At 74.0% G+C, this 15757-nt stretch carries 12 protein-coding genes; 8 read left to right on the forward strand and 4 right to left on the reverse strand.

All coding sequences use genetic code 11. The features are described 5' to 3' along the window. The first annotated feature begins 26 nt into the window (after nucleotides 1-26). The 4 genes from OG896_RS20895 (at nucleotide 27) to OG896_RS20910 (ending at nucleotide 4685) form a co-directional block, all read left to right on the forward strand. Nucleotides 27-1118, forward strand: coding sequence for an IS630 family transposase (locus OG896_RS20895; protein ID WP_329361896.1), 1092 nt, complete (start codon nucleotides 27-29; stop codon nucleotides 1116-1118). A 285-nt stretch (nucleotides 1119-1403) separates the two neighbouring features. After that, entirely contained in the window at nucleotides 1404-2060 is a 657-nt protein-coding gene (locus OG896_RS20900) for a SigE family RNA polymerase sigma factor (RefSeq protein ID WP_329367568.1), read from the forward strand. After that, the gene (locus OG896_RS20905) at nucleotides 2057-3496 is read left to right on the forward strand and encodes a hypothetical protein (protein WP_329367569.1); all 1440 of its coding nucleotides are present in this window, start codon (nucleotides 2057-2059) and stop codon (nucleotides 3494-3496) included. Before OG896_RS20900 ends, OG896_RS20905 begins: the two co-directional genes overlap by 4 nt. A 244-nt stretch (nucleotides 3497-3740) precedes the next feature. After that, nucleotides 3741-4685 (forward strand): SURF1 family protein, encoded by a 945-nt coding sequence (locus OG896_RS20910; protein WP_329367571.1) that lies wholly within the window; start codon nucleotides 3741-3743, stop codon nucleotides 4683-4685. Here the strand turns inward: OG896_RS20910 and OG896_RS20915 are convergent. From OG896_RS20915 to OG896_RS20930, 4 genes are all read right to left on the reverse strand, one after another. Next, entirely contained in the window at nucleotides 4665-6509 is a 1845-nt protein-coding gene (locus tag OG896_RS20915; protein ID WP_329367572.1) for a S9 family peptidase, read from the reverse strand. The genes OG896_RS20910 and OG896_RS20915 overlap by 21 nt on opposite strands. A gap of 178 nt (nucleotides 6510-6687) precedes the next feature. Continuing rightward, nucleotides 6688-7197 (reverse strand): universal stress protein, encoded by a 510-nt coding sequence (locus tag OG896_RS20920; RefSeq protein WP_329367574.1) that lies wholly within the window; start codon nucleotides 7195-7197, stop codon nucleotides 6688-6690. A gap of 229 nt (nucleotides 7198-7426) precedes the next feature. Beyond that, a complete protein-coding gene (locus tag OG896_RS20925; RefSeq protein WP_329374170.1) occupies nucleotides 7427-8005 on the reverse strand; it encodes a TetR/AcrR family transcriptional regulator in 579 nt (192 codons plus the stop codon). A gap of 58 nt (nucleotides 8006-8063) precedes the next feature. Then, complete coding sequence (locus tag OG896_RS20930) at nucleotides 8064-8831, reverse strand: GNAT family N-acetyltransferase (RefSeq protein ID WP_329367576.1); 768 nt, start codon at nucleotides 8829-8831, stop codon at nucleotides 8064-8066. Between the two features lie 176 nt (nucleotides 8832-9007). On the opposite strand from OG896_RS20930, the gene OG896_RS20935 reads away from it, so the two are divergent. The 4 genes from OG896_RS20935 to OG896_RS20950 all read left to right on the forward strand — a co-directional run bounded on the left by OG896_RS20935 (nucleotide 9008) and on the right by OG896_RS20950 (nucleotide 15207). Continuing rightward, nucleotides 9008-9877, forward strand: coding sequence for an NAD(P)-dependent oxidoreductase (locus tag OG896_RS20935; protein ID WP_329374172.1), 870 nt, complete (start codon nucleotides 9008-9010; stop codon nucleotides 9875-9877). A gap of 108 nt (nucleotides 9878-9985) precedes the next feature. After that, nucleotides 9986-10588, forward strand: coding sequence for a GNAT family N-acetyltransferase (locus OG896_RS20940; RefSeq protein ID WP_329367578.1), 603 nt, complete (start codon nucleotides 9986-9988; stop codon nucleotides 10586-10588). Nucleotides 10589-10787: 199 nt separating this feature from the next. Continuing rightward, entirely contained in the window at nucleotides 10788-11558 is a 771-nt protein-coding gene (locus OG896_RS20945; RefSeq protein ID WP_329367580.1) for an SAM-dependent methyltransferase, read from the forward strand. Nucleotides 11559-11766: 208 nt separating this feature from the next. Continuing rightward, entirely contained in the window at nucleotides 11767-15207 is a 3441-nt protein-coding gene (locus OG896_RS20950) for a hypothetical protein (RefSeq protein WP_329367582.1), read from the forward strand. Nucleotides 15208-15757: the final 550 nt, after the last annotated feature.

A 15757-nucleotide genomic window follows, 5' to 3' on the forward strand; every position in this document is an offset into this window, starting at 1 on the left:
TCTGTTCATAACGGTAGGCTGTGTCTGTGGTGCGGACGGGTCGGCCGAAGGCCGAGTTGGTGTTGTCGGATGATGAGCGGGCTGCCCTGGAGGGGTGGGTGCGGCGTCGTTCGACGCCGCAGGCGTGGGCTTTGCGGTGCCGGATCATCCTGGCCTGCTCGAGTGGGGCGTCGAACAAAGACGTGGCGGCGGAGGTGGGCTCGACGCCGCATGCGGTGGGTCGGTGGCGGGCGCGGTTCGTTCAGCACCGGATCGCCGGCTTGGGTGACATGCCCAGGCCGGGTGGCCCGCGCACGGTGACCGATGAGCAGGTGGCGGACCTGATCGCCAGGACTTTAGAACGTACTCCGAAGGACGCGACCCACTGGTCGACGCGGTCGATGGCCAAGGAGACGGGGCTGTCGCAGTCGACGGTCTCGCGGGTGTGGCGGGCGTTCGGCCTGCAGCCGCACCGTAGTGAGACGTTCAAGCTGTCGACCGATCCGTACTTCGTCGACAAGGTCCACGACGTGGTCGGGTTGTATCTGGATCCGCCTGAGCGGGCTCTGGTGTTCTGCGTGGACGAGAAATCGCAGATCCAGGCACTGGACCGGTCCCAGCCCGTACTGCCGATGATGCCCGGAGTCCCGCAGCGGATGACGGCCGACTACGTCCGGCACGGCACGACCACCCTGTTCGCCGCACTGGAGGTCGCCACGGGCAAGGTCATCGGCTCACTGCACCGCCGGCACCGGGCCGAGGAGTTCAAGAAGTTCCTGGCCAAGCTCGACAAGGAGATACCGGCGGACCTGCAGGTGCACCTGGTCCTGGACAACTACGCCACCCACAAGACCCCGGCCATCAAGACCTGGCTGCTGGCACACCCACGGTTCCACCTGCACTTCACACCGACCGGCTCGTCCTGGCTGAACCTGGTCGAGCGATGGTTCGCCGAACTGACTAACAAGCAGATACGGCGAGGCGTCCACAAATCCGTCCAGGCCCTGGAGACCGACATCCGCCAGTGGATCGCCACCTGGAACACCGATCCCAAGCCCTACATCTGGACCAAGACCGCAGAGGACATCCTCGAACGCCTCGCCGGATATCTGAAGCGAATTCCCGACTCAGAACACTAGCCGGGCGGCTGCTCGGCGGGCCGTTGCCCGCGACGTCGGACATTCGCTCCCCCTCGGCCGCAACCGATGGCCGTGGGGGAGCGTCTTTGTGTCAACGCACGCCCACGGGGCTCACAGGGCTCCCCTAGGGTGGTGCACACCGAGCGCCGACCCGGGGGCGGTCGGTGCAGGTGGGGCATTGCGCGGCATTGAGGAAGAGCTGGTACGCATGGCGATATGTGGCACTCCGTCGAGCGAAGTGCCTTGCGCGTACAACCCTCGCGGGGGGATGCGTGTCCAACTGGCGTGGCGGAGGCATGGGGTATCGAGACGGGATTCGGGCGGCGTGGCGGTACGATCGCGCCTCCGCGGCCCTCGCGTACGGCGACCGGCGGTCTGCCGGTGATCGCGCCCTGGCCGGTGCGGGTGGCCGGCGCGAACCACGACGGCGCTGAAGGGGCGATGGCCGTCGGCACCACCGTGGACCACCTCACCGAGACCTACCGCGCCCACTACCGCTCGCTGCTCGGGCTGGCCGCGCTGCTGCTGGACGACACCGCCTCCTGCGAGGACGTCGTCCAGGAGGCGTTCATCCGGGTGCACTCGGCCCGCAGCCGCGTCCGCGACCCCGAGAAGACCCTCGCCTATCTGCGGCAGACCGTGGTCAACCTCTCCCGCTCGGCGCTGCGTCGGCGCATCCTCGGCCTCAAGCTGCTGGCCAAGCCGATGCCGGACATGGCCAGCGCGGAGGAGGGCGCGTACGAGATCCTGGAGCGCGACCAGCTCAAGGCGGCGATGCGCAAACTCCAGCGCCGCCAGCGCGAGGTCCTCGTGCTGCGCTACTTCGTCGACATGACCGAGGCGCAGGTCGCGGAGACCCTGGGGATTTCCCTGGGCTCGGTGAAGGCGTACGGTTCGCGTGGTCTTGCGGCGCTGCGCGTCGCGATGGAGGCGACGTCATGAGACCTCCACACGACCCCCAGGGCCCCAACGGCCCCACTGGCACCCACGGCCCCGAAGGCCCCGACGACGCACCCGAGATGGACGAGCAGACCCCCCGAGCCCCGCACGAGCCGCACGAGCCGCACGAGCCGCCGCAGGACGAGACGCGGGACGAGGCGCCCGCGCAGCAGGAACCGCCGACGCCGGCCGAACCGGCGTCCCCTGGCGCGGCGGACGCCGACGACTCGGGTTCCGCAGCGTCAGGTTCGGCGGACGCGGATGCGGACGCGGCTGGGGTTGCCGACGACTCGGGTTCGGCGGATGCGGACTCCACCGACGCGGGCTCCACCGACGCGGGTGCCGACGAGCCGACGGCTCCCGTCCGTGCGGTGTCCGGCCACGCCGATCCCGTCGGCGAACCGATCATGCACGACGTGACGCCCCTCAGCGGCGCCACCGACCTGGACGACCTGACCTCCGACGAAGCCTCGCTGCGTGCCCTCATGCACCAGGCCGTCGACGGGCTGCACGCGTCCCCTGACGCGCTGGAACACCTGCGGCGGGCCGTACCGCTGCGCCGCCAGCGCCGTCGCCAGGCGGTGCTCGGTGCCGTCGCGGCTGTCATCCTCGTAGGCCTGGCGGTGCCCGCCGTCGTCCGGGTCGCGGGCAGGTCGGGGCACACCACCGCCGCGCAGGTCGGCGTCGGCAGCTCGTACACGGTCACCCCCGACGCCGGCGGTCACCGCAAGGGCGACGCCGCGGACCCGTCGGGCAAGGCCACCCACCGGCCCGACAAGGACCGCCCGACCGCCGGTACGCCCACCGGCCCCCGGAGCACCCCGTCCGGCAGCGGAGCCCCGGCGCCCGACTGCTCCAGTGCCCAGCTCGGCCAGGGCCTCAGCGAGGCCGACAGCCCCGACGCCGACGGCCGCGTCTACGGCTGGTTCCGCGTCGCCAACGTCTCCGGCACCCCGTGCACGGTGCCCAGCGGCGGCGTCATCCGTGCCGTGGCGCACGGCTCCGCCGAGCAGGCCGCCATCCAGGTCGTCGGCCACACCCAGGGCGACCCGGCGACGGGCCTGCCCGCCGTCATGGCCGAGACCCCGATCGTGCTCGGCCCCGGCCAGGACTACGAGGTCGCCTTCGCCTGGGTGCCCACCTCGGGGACGACCGGCTGCGTCGCCACCACGACCCCGCCCACCTCCTCGACGCCGACACCGTCCTCGACCGGTTCGGACAGCAGCGACCAGGGCACGGACTCCGGCTCGGACTCGTCGAGCGGCAACGTCCAGCCGGCCGGCGGCGTCCCGCCCACCTCCGCGCCGGCCAGCGTCACCTTGGACCACACCCCGGCGGCGGGCGCGCCTGTCGTCGCCGGCCCGGTCATCCAGGGTGCCTGCGCGGGCACCGTCTACACGACGCCTCCGATAGCGGAGGCGCTCGCCACCGCGCCGTAGCCGCGGCGCCCCCCAGCCCCCGCGGCCCGCGTACGTGGGCCGGGGGCGCGGATCACGCGTGGGCCGGAGCGCCGGCCGGGACCCCCGGACCGGGGCGCTGGACCGGAAGACCGGATCGGCAACCGGGGGACGGGAACGCCGGACCAGGCCCCTGAGCAGGCGCGAGCCTCCCGCGGCGGCGGCCGTGCCCGGGCCGGTCGGGGGCGGTTGCGGCCCGCCAGGACCCGCCCCGTAACGTGGTGGCGTGTACCGGTTCCTGCTCACTCCGCGTTGGTTGGCGGTCAGCCTGCTCGCACTGCTGGCCGTGCCGGTCTGCGTGTTCATGGGAAGCTGGCAGCTCAGCCGGTTCGACATGCGGGTCGACCAGCACAAGAGCGCCGAGCACGACGAGAAGCGCGTGGCCGCCGCGGCGCCGGTGCCCCTGGCGCGGGTGCTGCCGAAGACCGGCTCCGCGGTCGGGAGCGACGACAGCGGGCGGATCGTCAGTGCCACCGGCCGCTATGACACCGCGCACCAACTCCTCGTCCCGGACCGCCTGCTCGACGGCCACAACGGCTACTACGTCCTCACCCCGCTGCGCCTGTCCGACGGCGCCGCCCTTCCCGTGGTCCGCGGCTGGCTGCCGGGCAAGGCCGCCGACGCCCGCAGCGTGCCCGCCGCGCCCGCCGGGCAGGTGACCGTCACCGGGGCCATGCAGTACCCCGAGACGACCGAGACCAGCGGCGTGGACACCAGCGGTGCGCTGCCCTCCGATCAGATCGGCATCATCAGCGGCGCCTCCCTGGTCAATGTGCTGCCCTATTCCGTCTACAACGGCTGGATCACCGCCAACCACCCCGCGAAGCCGCTGACGGCGGTGCCCCCGGCCGCCCCGCCGAACAGCGGCCTCGACCTCAAGGCGTTCCAGAACCTCGGCTACACCGGGCAGTGGTTCGTCTTCGCGGGCTTCGTCGTCTTCATGTGGTTCCGGTTCGTCCGCCGCGAGGGCGAGGCACGCGCCGACGCGGAGCTCGGCATCCTCCCGGACCAGCCGGACGGACCAGACGGCCCGGGCGGCTCCGGTGGCTCCGGCCGGCCGGGCGGACCCGCCGCCCCCGACCCGCAGGCCGAGGACGGCGAGCCGGGGGAGCGGGACGCCGAGGGCGCCCGGGACACCGTGTCGGTCGGGTCAGCCGCCCACGTGGCGTAGCGCGAAGGCCAGTTCCAGCCGGACCTGCTTGATCCGCTCCTCGACGACCAGCGAGCCGTGCCCCGCGTCGTACCGGTACACCTCGTGCGGCTTGTCGAGGGCGCGCAGCCGCTCCACGTAGTTGTCGATCTGGCGTATCGGGCAGCGCGGGTCGTTCATGCCCGCGCTGATGTAGACGGGGGCGGTGACCTTGTCGACGTAGGTGATCGGCGAGGACGTCTCGTACCGGTCCGGGACCTCCTGCGGGGAGCCGCCGAACAGGGTGCGGTCCAGGGCCTTGAGCGCCTCCATCTCGTCGGCGTACGCCGTCGCGTAGTCCGCGACGGGGACCGCGGCGATGCCGACCGTCCACGCCTCGGGCTGGGTGCCGAGGCCGAGCAGGGTCAGGTAGCCGCCCCAGGAGCCGCCGGTGAGGACCAGCCGGGACGGGTCGGCGAGGCCGGAGCCCACCGCCCACTCCCGCACCGCGGCGATGTCCTCCAGCTCGATCAGGCCGACCCGGTGCTTGAGGGCGTCGGTCCACTCCCGGCCGTAACCGGTGGAGCCGCGGTAGTTGACCCGGACGACCGCGAAGCCGTGGTCGAGCCAGGCCGCGGGGCCCGCGGCGAAGGAGTCCGAGTCGTGCCAGGTGGGGCCGCCGTGGATCTCGAAGACCGTCGGGAACGGGGCGGCCGGCGCGTCGTCGTCACCGGCCGCACGAGGCGGCCGCTGCACCAGCGCGTGGATCGGCCCGCCCGGTCCGTCCACCCACACGTCCTCCACCGGCACCGAGTCCGGGGCGCGCAGCCCCGGCGCCTCCAGGACGACGCCGCCCGCGGTGGAGCGCACCGCCGGAGGCCGCTCGGCAGACGACCACAGGTACTCCACGCTGCCGTCGGGCCGCGCGCTCGCCCCGCCCACGCTGCCGGCCGGGGTGTCCAGCCGGGTCAGCGAGCCGTCCGCCAGGTCGTACCGGAACAGCTCGCCGCGGGCGTGGAAGTCGTGCACCACCAGGAGCGCAGAGCCGTCCGGATACCACTCGGCGTGCACGTCGCCGGGCAGGTCGAAGGCCAGCTCGGTCTGCTCGCCGCCGGCCACGTCCCACAGCATCGGCAGCCAGCGGTCGGCACGCTGGTGGCCGACGAGCAGCCGGGTGTCGCCCGGCACCGGGGCGAAGCCGAGGCAGTCCAGGCCCAGCTCGCGCCGGCCGCCGTCGGTGTCGTCCAGCTCCGCGACGGTGCTGCCGTCGGAGACGCGAAGAACCCGCAGCGCGCTGTGCATCGCGTCGCCGTGCTCGGTGTGCTCGACCACGACCAGGGTGCCGTCCTCGGAGAGGTCGCCGACGCCCGCGGACTCCGGGTGACGGTAGATCTCGTACGCCTCGCCGGTCGGGGGCACGACGTGGACGGAGGTGCCTTCGTCGTCGGTGGAGCGGCCGATCACGGCCAGGCCGCCGACGCCCAGCGCGAGGCCCGCCGGGTAGGAGGGGGGAAGGCCGGGCGCGGCCGGTATGTCGTCACCGCCGGCGAACGGCTGCTTCATCCACACGCCGAACTCGTCGCCATCGGTGTCGGAGAACCACCACACCCATGCGCCGTCCCTGCTGAGGGTGCCGTCCGTCGTGCCGTTCGGCCGGTCGGTGACCTGGCGGCGGCCACCGGTGGCACGGTCCCACGCGTACAGTTCGTACGTCCCCGTCACGTTGGACACGAACAGGCTGCGGTCCGGGGCGTCCTCGGCCCACTCCGGCAGCCCCACCCGAGGCGCGCGGAACCGCGTTTCCCACGCCGGCATGGCGCCGGCTTCCGACATGGGTCCGACGGCGGACCCGGTGATCTCGTTCATGACCCCATGATGCTCCGCCGCGCCCACCTTCGGTGCGACTCCCCGCACAGCCTGTGGATAACTCCGCGACATCGCAGGTCAGAGGTATGGGGATGGGGAGGCGGGCGAGGGCGGGGTGCCGATCGTATGCCTTCAGCCCGCCTGCTTTCCTGCTCTCGGTCCGCCCGCCCGCCTGCGCTCAGTCCGCCTGCTGGGCCTCACCGCGGACCACCACGACCGGGCAGGACGCGTGCAGCGTCACGGTGTGGCTGACCGAGCCGAGCAGCGTCGAGCGGAACGTGCCGTGGCCGCGGACGCCGACCACGATGAGCTCCGCCCCCTCGCCGCGGTCGAGGATGACCTGCGCCGGGTTGCCCATCACGGTGACCGGGCTGACGGTGGCGGCGCGGTCCGGCGGCAGGGCCTTCTCCAACGCCTCCCGCAGCGCCCGCGCCGCGGATTCGCCCAGGTCGTAGCCCTCCGGCAGGCCCGGCACCGCGCCGCCCCAGCCGAACGACGCGGGCATCTCCCACGCCGTCACCGCCTCCAGGGACGCCCCGGTCAAGGTGGCCTGGCGGTCGGCCCAGCGCAGCGCGTGCAAGGACGGATCGGAGCCGTCGACACCGACCACGATCCGGCCGTATTCCGTCGCCGACTCGCTGGTGGGCGCGCTCGTGGCCTCGCTCCGCTCGGTACCCGGCTCCGTCATGGCCTGCTCCTCACGCGCTACGTCCTGCGGCCCGCCGCAAGATCCGCCGCCGGACATGCTGCCCGGCTTTGCCTTGCCCACGGCAAACCCTAGGGGACGTAGTGGGGCATTGTCGTACGGAAGGGATGCTTCTCGCGGGTGTGGCGGTGCGGGAGCCTCGGGCTACGGCTACGGCTGGCACCGCGTCCGCGTACGGCACCGCGTCCGCGTACGGGTCCGTGCCCGCGCTTCAGCCCTCGGCGGGGGTGCCCGGCAGGCCCGCGCAACTGTCGAGCAGGGGGCCCAACTCGCGGGCGACCGTGTGCAGGGGCGCACTGGACTGCTCGGCCCGGGCGATGAGGAGCGCGCCCTCGAGCGTGCTGATCATGAGCGTGGCGAGGGCGGGTGCTTGTGCGTCGGGCACACCGAGACCGGCGAGGGCTGCGGCGAGGGGCGCGTTCCAGGTGGCGAAGGCGTCGGCCGCGGCCTTGCGGGTGGACTCGGCTGACTCCGCGCAGTCGACGGTCGCGGCGGCCACCGGGCAGCCGGAACCGTAGCCGTCGGTGTCGTACTCCCGCGTCCACTGCCCGATCATCGCGGTGAACAGCGCGCTCGGCGACGGCTCGGGCAGGGCGGCGAGGAAGCGGTCGATCCGGCCGGCGGCGTAACGGCCGGCCCAGGTCACCGCCTCGTTGACCAACTGCTCCTTGCCGCCCGGGAAGTAGTGCTGGAGGGAGCCGCGCGGTGCTCCCGCGTGGGCGGCCACCTCGCGCATACCGGTGGCGTTCACGCCGTCGCGGCGGATGAGTTGGGCCGCGCTGAACACCATCCGCTCGCGCGGGCCGTACGTACGCGGCCGCGCGGAGGTGCCTTCGGCGGCGCCCGCTTCACCCACGGCCGTGCCGACGCTCGCCTGGTCCACGCTCGCCATGCCCGCGCTCGCCTGGTCCGTCTTGCCCGCGTCCACCGTTTCCCGCCTCCGTCCTCCGCTCCGGGCCCAGCCTATAGACGCCGGTCAGCGCGTCGATGTCACGCGTCATCCGCACCGGCTGGAGCCGTCGGCCCAGCGCGCCCAACAGCGCCCGCCGGCCCGGGAGTACCGACGCGGACACCAGCCGCACACCGCGCGTCCGGGCCCGGTCGAACAGCGCGTCGAGCATGGCCGCCCCCGCGCCGAGCCGCTGCCAGCCGTCCACGACGAGCAGCCCCAACTCGCCGACCGGGCAGGGGTACACGTCCGGGTCCGCGCCGCCGCGGGCGGCCGCGAGGCTGCCCAGCCCGACCGGGCCCGTCCAACCTCCGTGCTCCGCAAGGCTCTCGGGCACTCCAGGGCCCTGCGGGTACGCCACCACCGCGTCGTGCGACTCCGGCCGGCCGGCGAGCATCGCGTCCAGGTACGAGCGGGGCAGTTCCCTCGGCTGTCCGAAGAAGCGCAGCCGGACCGTCTCGGCGGAGCAGCGCGCGAACAGTTCGGCGAGCGCGGCCCCGTCCTGCGGACGTACGGCATCGACCCGCCAGCGCGGCGCGGTCCCGGGTGCGTAGGGCCCGGGTGCGTACGGCGCGAGGACCGGCGGTGGCTCGGGCGCGGGCCGTGGCTGGGGTTGCGGTCCGGGCTGCGGCCCGGGCTGCGGCGAACCCGTTATGACGGTCGTCATGGTCGCCAGTATTATGACCGTCGTCATAGATCGCAAGCGAGGACACGGCGGGGTGGTCCCTAATGAACGCAGGCCGTACTGGCGGTACCGGGCGGGCCGGCGGTGGGGGAGAGGCGCCCGGCGCGCGAGGCGGGGGCGGCGCGGGAGAGGACAGCGGCGCCGGCGCCACCGGGTTCATCGGGCTCGGCGTCATGGGTCAGCCCATGGCGCTGAACCTCGCCAGGGCCGGCGTCCCCCTCGTGGTGTGGAACCGCACCCCCGCCCGCAGTGAGCCGCTGCGCGCGGCCGGCGCGAGCGTCGCGGCGAGCCCCGCGGAGGTCCTCGACCGCTGCCGCACCGTCCTGCTCATGCTCTCCGACGGCGCTGCCATCGACGCCGTGCTCGGCCGCGGCACCCCCGACTTCGCCGCGCGCGTCACCGGCCGCGTGCTCGTCCACATGGGCACCACCTCGCCGGAGTACTCGCGGGAGTTGGAGGCCGACCTCCTTGCGGCGGGCGGCGGTTACGTGGAGGCGCCGGTGTCCGGCTCCCGAGTGCCCGCGCAGGAGGGCCGGTTGGTGGGGATGCTCGCCGGGGAGGCGCGATCCGTCGCCGCTGTACGGACGTTGATCGAGCCGATGTGCCACGAGGTGTTCGTCTGCGGGGCCGTGCCCGAGGCGCTGCTGACGAAGCTCGCCGTGAACCTCTTCCTGATCACCACCGTCACCGGCCTGGTGGAGTCCTTCCACTTCGCCGAACGGCACGGCTTGGACCGCGACAGCTTCCTTGCCGTGCTCGACGCCGGACCGATGGCCAGCGGGGTGTCCCGGATGAAGGCGCCGAAGCTGCGGGACGGTGACTTCGCCGTCCAGGCAGGGGTGTCGGACGTCCTCAAGAACAACGAGCTGATCGCGTCCGCCGCCCGGCGGTCGGGCCTGGCCTCCCCACTGCTGGACGTCTGCCACAGCCTCTTCGCCGAGACCGTACGTCTCGGCCACGGCGACGCGGACATGGTGGCCGTGCTGCGCGCCATCGAGGCCCGGACCGGGGCGGCCGGCGCCCCCTGACCGGTCCGTGCGAACGGTCTAGGCTGCAACCGCCGTACACCCCGAGCGAGTTGCGGCGGCGGAGCGGAAGACCGGCGGGACACGGACGTACGGAAGGCGGAACGCGCGATGGGCGTCGCAATACGCAGGGCCGGGGAGAGCGACCGGGAAGCCGTGGTGAAGCTGCTCGACGAGGGCTTCGCGCAGGACCCGGTCAGCAACTGGGTCTTCCCCGACAAGGAACACCTGCGCCGCAGCCACGCCGTGCTGATGGGCGCCTTCCTGGAGATCTCGCTCAGCGAGGGCTACACGGACATCACCGAGGACGGCACGGGCTGCGCGCTGTGGGCGCCGGTGCCGGCGGGCGACCACGGCGACCCCGACGACCCGGCGCACTTCCGGGAGTCGGTCGACCCGGACAACGAGCGGGTCGAGCAGATCGCCCGGCTCACCTCGGCGACCCACCCCAAGGACCGCGCCCACGAGTACTTGATGATGATCGCCGTCGCACCGTCCGTACGCGGCAAGGGAGTCGGCGCCGCACTCATCGCCAACACCCTGGAGCGCTGCGACCGCGAGGGACTGCCGGCGTACCTGGAGGCGAGCAGCCTGCGCAGCCGCGGGCTGTACGAGCGCCTCGGCTACACCTTCCTCGGCACCCCGGTCGAACTGCCCGGCGGCCCGCACATGTACCCGATGTGGCGCGAGCCGCGACCCGCGCAGCGGGGCTGAACCGTCCCATCAGGGCGGGGCCGGAAGCGGGCCGGTCCGGGGTAAGCCCGCGTACGGCCACTCACCCTTTCGTTCCACCCTTTCGCGCTCCGCCGTTCGCAATCCGCCTTTTGCGCTCCGCCGTTCGCGGTCCGCCGTTCGCGGTCCGCGCCGAAATCCGTTTCCGGTCGGCCGATCCGGCCGCATAGCGTGCCCGCACATGGACGACGACCAGAGCACACCACCGCGCCTCACCCGCCTCACCTTCCACGGACCGCTCTCCGAAGCCCGGGCGACGAGGATCATCGACCGGCTGGCCGGCACCGCGCCGCCCGGGACGGTGCTCGACATCGGCTGCGGCTGGGGCGCGTTCATGCTGCGCCTGCTCGAAGCCGTGCCCGGCGCGACCGGCATCGGGATCGACCTGAACGCCGAGGACACCGCGCGCGGCCGCGCCGACGCCGAACGCCGCGGCCTGGCCGGACGTGTCGCGTTCGTCGAGGAGTCCGGTGTCGGCACGACGCTGGGCCCGGCCGACCTCGTGGTGTGCCTCGGCGCCGGGCACGCGCTCACCGACCAGAGCCCACCTGACCACATCCGCGCCGCACTTGACGCACTCCGCGGCCTGGTGACCCCGCACGGTCGCGTGCTGTTCGGCGAGGGTTTCTGGGAGCATCCCCCGCCGCCCGAACGCCTCGCCGCCATGTGGCCGGACGCCACCGCCGACGAACTCCCCGACCTCGCGGGCCTGGTGGACCTGGCGGTCGCCGCCGGCTTCCGGCCCTCCTGGATCGAGACCGCCTCCGCCGCCGAGTGGGAGGACTTCGAATCCGGCTACCAGTCCGACGTCGAGGACTGGCTCGCCGCCCACCCCGGCCACCATCTTGCCGAGGAGACCCGCACCCGTCTCGACGCCCACCGCGCCACCTGGCTGCGCGGCTATCGCGGCCACCTCGGCATGGCGTACCTCACCCTCACCCCGGTCCTCTGAGTCCTGTCCCTCTGAGGTCCGGCCCGCTGGGCCCCGCCCGGTCGGACCTGATCAGCCGCACCCGGCCGCACCCGGCCGCCCCCGGACCGGCCCCGGACTGGCCCCGGACTGGCCCCGGACCGGCCCCCGTTCAGGCACCTCCCCCGCCACCCGTACCCGCGGGCGAAAACCTGTACGAAACCCCGTACCGGAGCTGGAGGATGGGGGCATGCCGAACGCATCCGCCTGGCCGGTACGCGCCGCCGTCGACGAACTGCTCGCCACCCTCGACCCGTTGCCGTACGGCGAGCGCACGCGGGAGCTGGCCGCGTGGGTACGACGGCGGCAAGCAGGCTCGGACCCGGCCCGGACGTCCGATCTGCGCGCCGTGCTGGCCGAGTTGGACAGCCGGGGCCACTACGGGCGCCGGCTCGCCGGAGCCGCGGCGGTGATCGGGCAGGACGTGGGATTCCTGGCGGCCCGTCTCACCGACCCGGACGCGGCGGTGCGCAAGCACGCGGTGAAGGCGGCGCGCCGCCTGCCGGTGAGCGACGCGGCTCTGGAACGGGCGATGCACGACGCACCCCAGGTCGCACGACGGCAGCTCGCCTCGGTGGTGGTGGCGAGCGGCCGGACCGCCCTCGCCGAGCGTCTGCTGCCGTCGGTACGGGAGTTGTGGGGCGACGAGGAGGCGGCACGGCTGCTTCCCGGCTGCGAGCCCGCGACGGTGGAGCGGCTGCTGCCCGAGCTCTTCCCCGCCGTGGCGAACTGGCGGGCGCTCGGACGCAGCCACCCCGACCAGGTGCTGGCCGAGGTCAGCCGGCAACTCGCCGAGCTTCCAAGGCAGTCCCGCACGCAGTGGTGGGCGCGCAACGCCGACGTCTTCCCGGCGGTGGCCGAGGCCCGGCCGCTGCGCGTCCTCGACCTGCTCGAAGCGCACTGCCCGCCCCAACTGCCTCTCCCGGTACGGAACATCCTCGGGTGGCTGGCCAGGGCGGCGCCCGGCCGCACCCTCCGGCTGATCACCGCACCCCGGCGCGGCACCATCCCCGCCCGTGACCTGCTCTCCAGCACCGCCCTGGCCCGCGTCGCCCGGCTCGACCCGCCCGAACTGGCCGACCTCGGCCGGGCCTGGAGCCACACCCCCGGCCACCTCGCCCTGCTGCTGCACGCGCTGCCGCCGTCCCGGCGGGAAGCCTGCTACGACGCCGCCACCGCCGGCCAGGACCTCACCCGCACCGGCCTGTCCGACGCCCTGCTCGACGTACTTCCGCGCCGCCGCGCCCAGTCCGAGGCGCGGCGGATGGCCGAACAGCTCGAACGGCGCGGGGCGCCCTGGGCCGTCGTGCTGTCCGTCGTCACCCACCTACCGGTCGCCGAGGCCCGTCCTCGGCTGCTGGCCGCCACCCGCCGCCCCGCGGCCGAGGACCGCGCGCAGGCGTACCCGCTGCTGGTACGGAACGCCGCCAGGTCGGCCGACCCCGCGGCCGTCGCCGAACTCGTCCGCGAACTGGGGCGGTTGCGCAACGAGCAGGAACCGGTGCGCACTCCCGCGCTCGTCGCGCTCGCCGAGGTCCCGCCGCGGCTGTTCTCGGGCGCGGACGCGGCCGCCCTCGACCGGATCACGGCCGACGCCGTGACGGCCCGCGACAGTTCGGCCGGCACCCGAGGCGCGCTGTCCCGGCTGGCCCTCGCCTTGCTGCGGGAGCACGCGGCCGGCGGCGAACAGCCCCTGGTCGCCTTCGCGTTGACGACCCTCACCCGGCTGGCGGGCGACACCGGCGGCGCCGACCTGGGCCGGCTGGACTCCGTGCTGCGCCGCGGGCAGGAGTTCCAGGTCTTCGAGGCGCTGCGGCCGTGGCTGGCGGCCGGCGCGGACAAGGTCGACCACTCGCTGACCTTCGCGCTGGCGCGGGCGCTCGGCCGCCGGGCCCACCGCATGCCGGAGCTGCAGGAACTCCTGTGGCAGGCAGTGCAGTTCGGGAACGACGCCGCGGTGCGCACCGCCGTCGACCTGTGGCTGGACGCCCCCAGGACCAGGAGCGAGCGGGCCGTCCGGGTGCTGGAACTCGAACCCTCGGCCGCCGTTCTCCACCCGATCCTGCGCGTCCTCACCCACCGCCGCACCGACCTGCTCGACGCGCTCCTGGGCGAACGGCCGCCATACGGGCGCTTCCTCACCGCCGGTGCGCGCTGGTTGCCGCCCACCGACGGCGCGGGCAGGTGGCTGCCGCGCCAGCAGGCCGCCGCCGCGAGCCTGTTGGCGAAGGCGGCGGCCGACGCCTCGCTGCCACCGCACGAACGGGCCGACCACATCCGCGTCGTGGCCTCACTCCCTGACGTCGGGCTGCAGGTCGTCAGCCGCTACCTCGACTCCTCCGACACCGTCCTCGCCGAGGCCGCACTCGGAGCCCTCGGCTGGACCGACCGGCCCGCCGAAGCGCTCCCGATCCTGCTCGCACACGCCGCCGACGACCGCGCCCGGGTCGCGCTGTACTCCGTCGGGCGCGCCGCGCGGTTCATCACCCCGTCCGCGCTGGAAACCGCCCTGCGTGCCGCGCTGTTGCCCGCGGCCGACGGAACACCCCCACCCGCGGCCAAGGTCACCAGCCGCAAGGAACTGGTCCGGCTGGCCGCCGACCGCCTGCCGGTCGGCACCGCCGTCGCCGTCGTCAGCGCGGCCTACCACCTGCCCGGGCAGCACCCGGACGTACGGGCCGCCTGCGTGCCCCTCGCGACGACGCGGCTGCTGCGCTCCCCGGTCGCCTGGGAACTGCTCGAAGACGCCGCCGCCGGTCCGCCCGCCACCCAGGCCGCGGTCCTGCGCACCAAGCCCTTCGAGCTGCTGTCCGGCGAACGCGCCCGCTACGCGCGGCTGGTGGCGCGGATACGGGAGTCCGCCGACGCGGAGACCGCCGACACCGCGACCGGCCTGATCGGCACATGGGCGCCGTGGTACCCCGAGGCCGCTCCGATCCTGGTCGCGGCGACGACCGACCTCACCAACCGAACGACCTGGCGCGCCGCCTCCGACGGGCTCGTCGCGCTCGCCTCCGACCCGGGCGGCGCGCCCGCGCTGCTGGACGCCTTCACCCGCCTCATCGTCGACGACGGGCACGCCGCGGAACGGGAAGAGGACGCGGCGGGCGAACGGGACCGGCCGGCCCGGCAGCGGATCGGCCACCTGACCACGCGGCTGTCGGCGAACGTGCTGGGCCGCGGCGACCCGGCCACCCGCGCCGCGGCCCGGCGTGCCGCCGAAATACTCTGCGCGGAACCGGACTTCGTGGCGTTCGGCGTGCGGCTCGCCGCCGTCTCGCTCGACCTCGACGCCGAGCCGCCGGCCGCTGTGATCGGCGCGCTGGAAGACCTCGCGGCACTGCACGCCAGCCGCCCGGTGCTGGCCGTGCGCACCGCGGGCGTCCTGCGCGCCCGCCTCACCACAGCCCGGCGCCCTGGCGACCCGCTCACCCTGCTGGCCGCGGTGGACCGGCTCGCCGGCGCCGAACCCGAGCATGTGGCAGGGCAGTTCGCCGTGGCGCTCACCGAGGCGCTCGGCGGGCGTACCGGCTGGACCGACGACTGGCGCACCCGCCTGCGGGCGCTCCGCCGCCACCCCGACCCCGACGTACGGGACGCCGCCTTGGCGGTGACCACCGCGGTGGAGTAGCGCGCGGCGCGGTCGTATGCGATCCGGCGGCTTCCACGCGAAGGATCGCCGGGCGCCTCCTCCGCGGGAAGCGGCCGGCGTACGCGCACGTCCCCGTGGCGCGGACCCCTCGGCGGGGCGGGCGCGGGCCGCCTCTCCAACGCGGCATCGGCGTGCGCCCGTTCACGGCCGGGCGATACCCCGTTCACAGCTGGACGTCACCCCGTTCGCGGCCGGCCGTCAGCCGTTCAAGCGAGCCCTCTCTCCGCCCGGAGGCGGCGTCGCCGGGCTCGTCCGTCCGCGTCGGCAGCGCAACTCCACGCCCCGGCAACCCCTTCCGTCCCACGGCCACCAAGTACCGGAACCACGCCGAGCATCGGGTCGTTCACCTTCTCTTCACATTCTTCACGGAATCACCATGACCTGTGAAGCACCAGGCCAGCCCGGTTCCGGCGCCCTTGCACGGAGGTGCGCCGCCCTGCGCCCACTTCAAGAACTGTTGACACTCCTGAACCAGGAGCGCAACATGCCGTGACGCGGGAGAGCGCTCTCCGAACTCTCCGCGGCCTGG

Origin of the sequence: Streptomyces sp. NBC_00669 (assembly GCF_036226785.1) — a bacterium.
Taxonomy (GTDB): Bacteria; Actinomycetota; Actinomycetes; order Streptomycetales; family Streptomycetaceae; genus Actinacidiphila.

Excerpts from the sequence above, each read along its gene's own strand:
- OG896_RS20945 (WP_329367580.1), top strand. The coding sequence starts at position 10,788 with ATGGACGACGACCAGAGCACACCACCGCGCCTCACCCGCCTCACCTTC.
- OG896_RS20950 (WP_329367582.1), top strand. The coding sequence starts at position 11,767 with ATGCCGAACGCATCCGCCTGGCCGGTACGCGCCGCCGTCGACGAACTG.
- OG896_RS20905 (WP_329367569.1), top strand. The coding sequence starts at position 2,057 with ATGAGACCTCCACACGACCCCCAGGGCCCCAACGGCCCCACTGGCACC.
- OG896_RS20915 (WP_329367572.1), bottom strand. The coding sequence starts at position 6,509 with ATGAACGAGATCACCGGGTCCGCCGTCGGACCCATGTCGGAAGCCGGC.
- OG896_RS20920 (WP_329367574.1), bottom strand. The coding sequence starts at position 7,197 with ATGACGGAGCCGGGTACCGAGCGGAGCGAGGCCACGAGCGCGCCCACC.
- OG896_RS20930 (WP_329367576.1), bottom strand. The coding sequence starts at position 8,831 with ATGACGACCGTCATAACGGGTTCGCCGCAGCCCGGGCCGCAGCCCGGA.
- OG896_RS20925 (WP_329374170.1), bottom strand. The coding sequence starts at position 8,005 with ATGGTGTTCAGCGCGGCCCAACTCATCCGCCGCGACGGCGTGAACGCC.
- OG896_RS20940 (WP_329367578.1), top strand. The coding sequence starts at position 9,986 with ATGGGCGTCGCAATACGCAGGGCCGGGGAGAGCGACCGGGAAGCCGTG.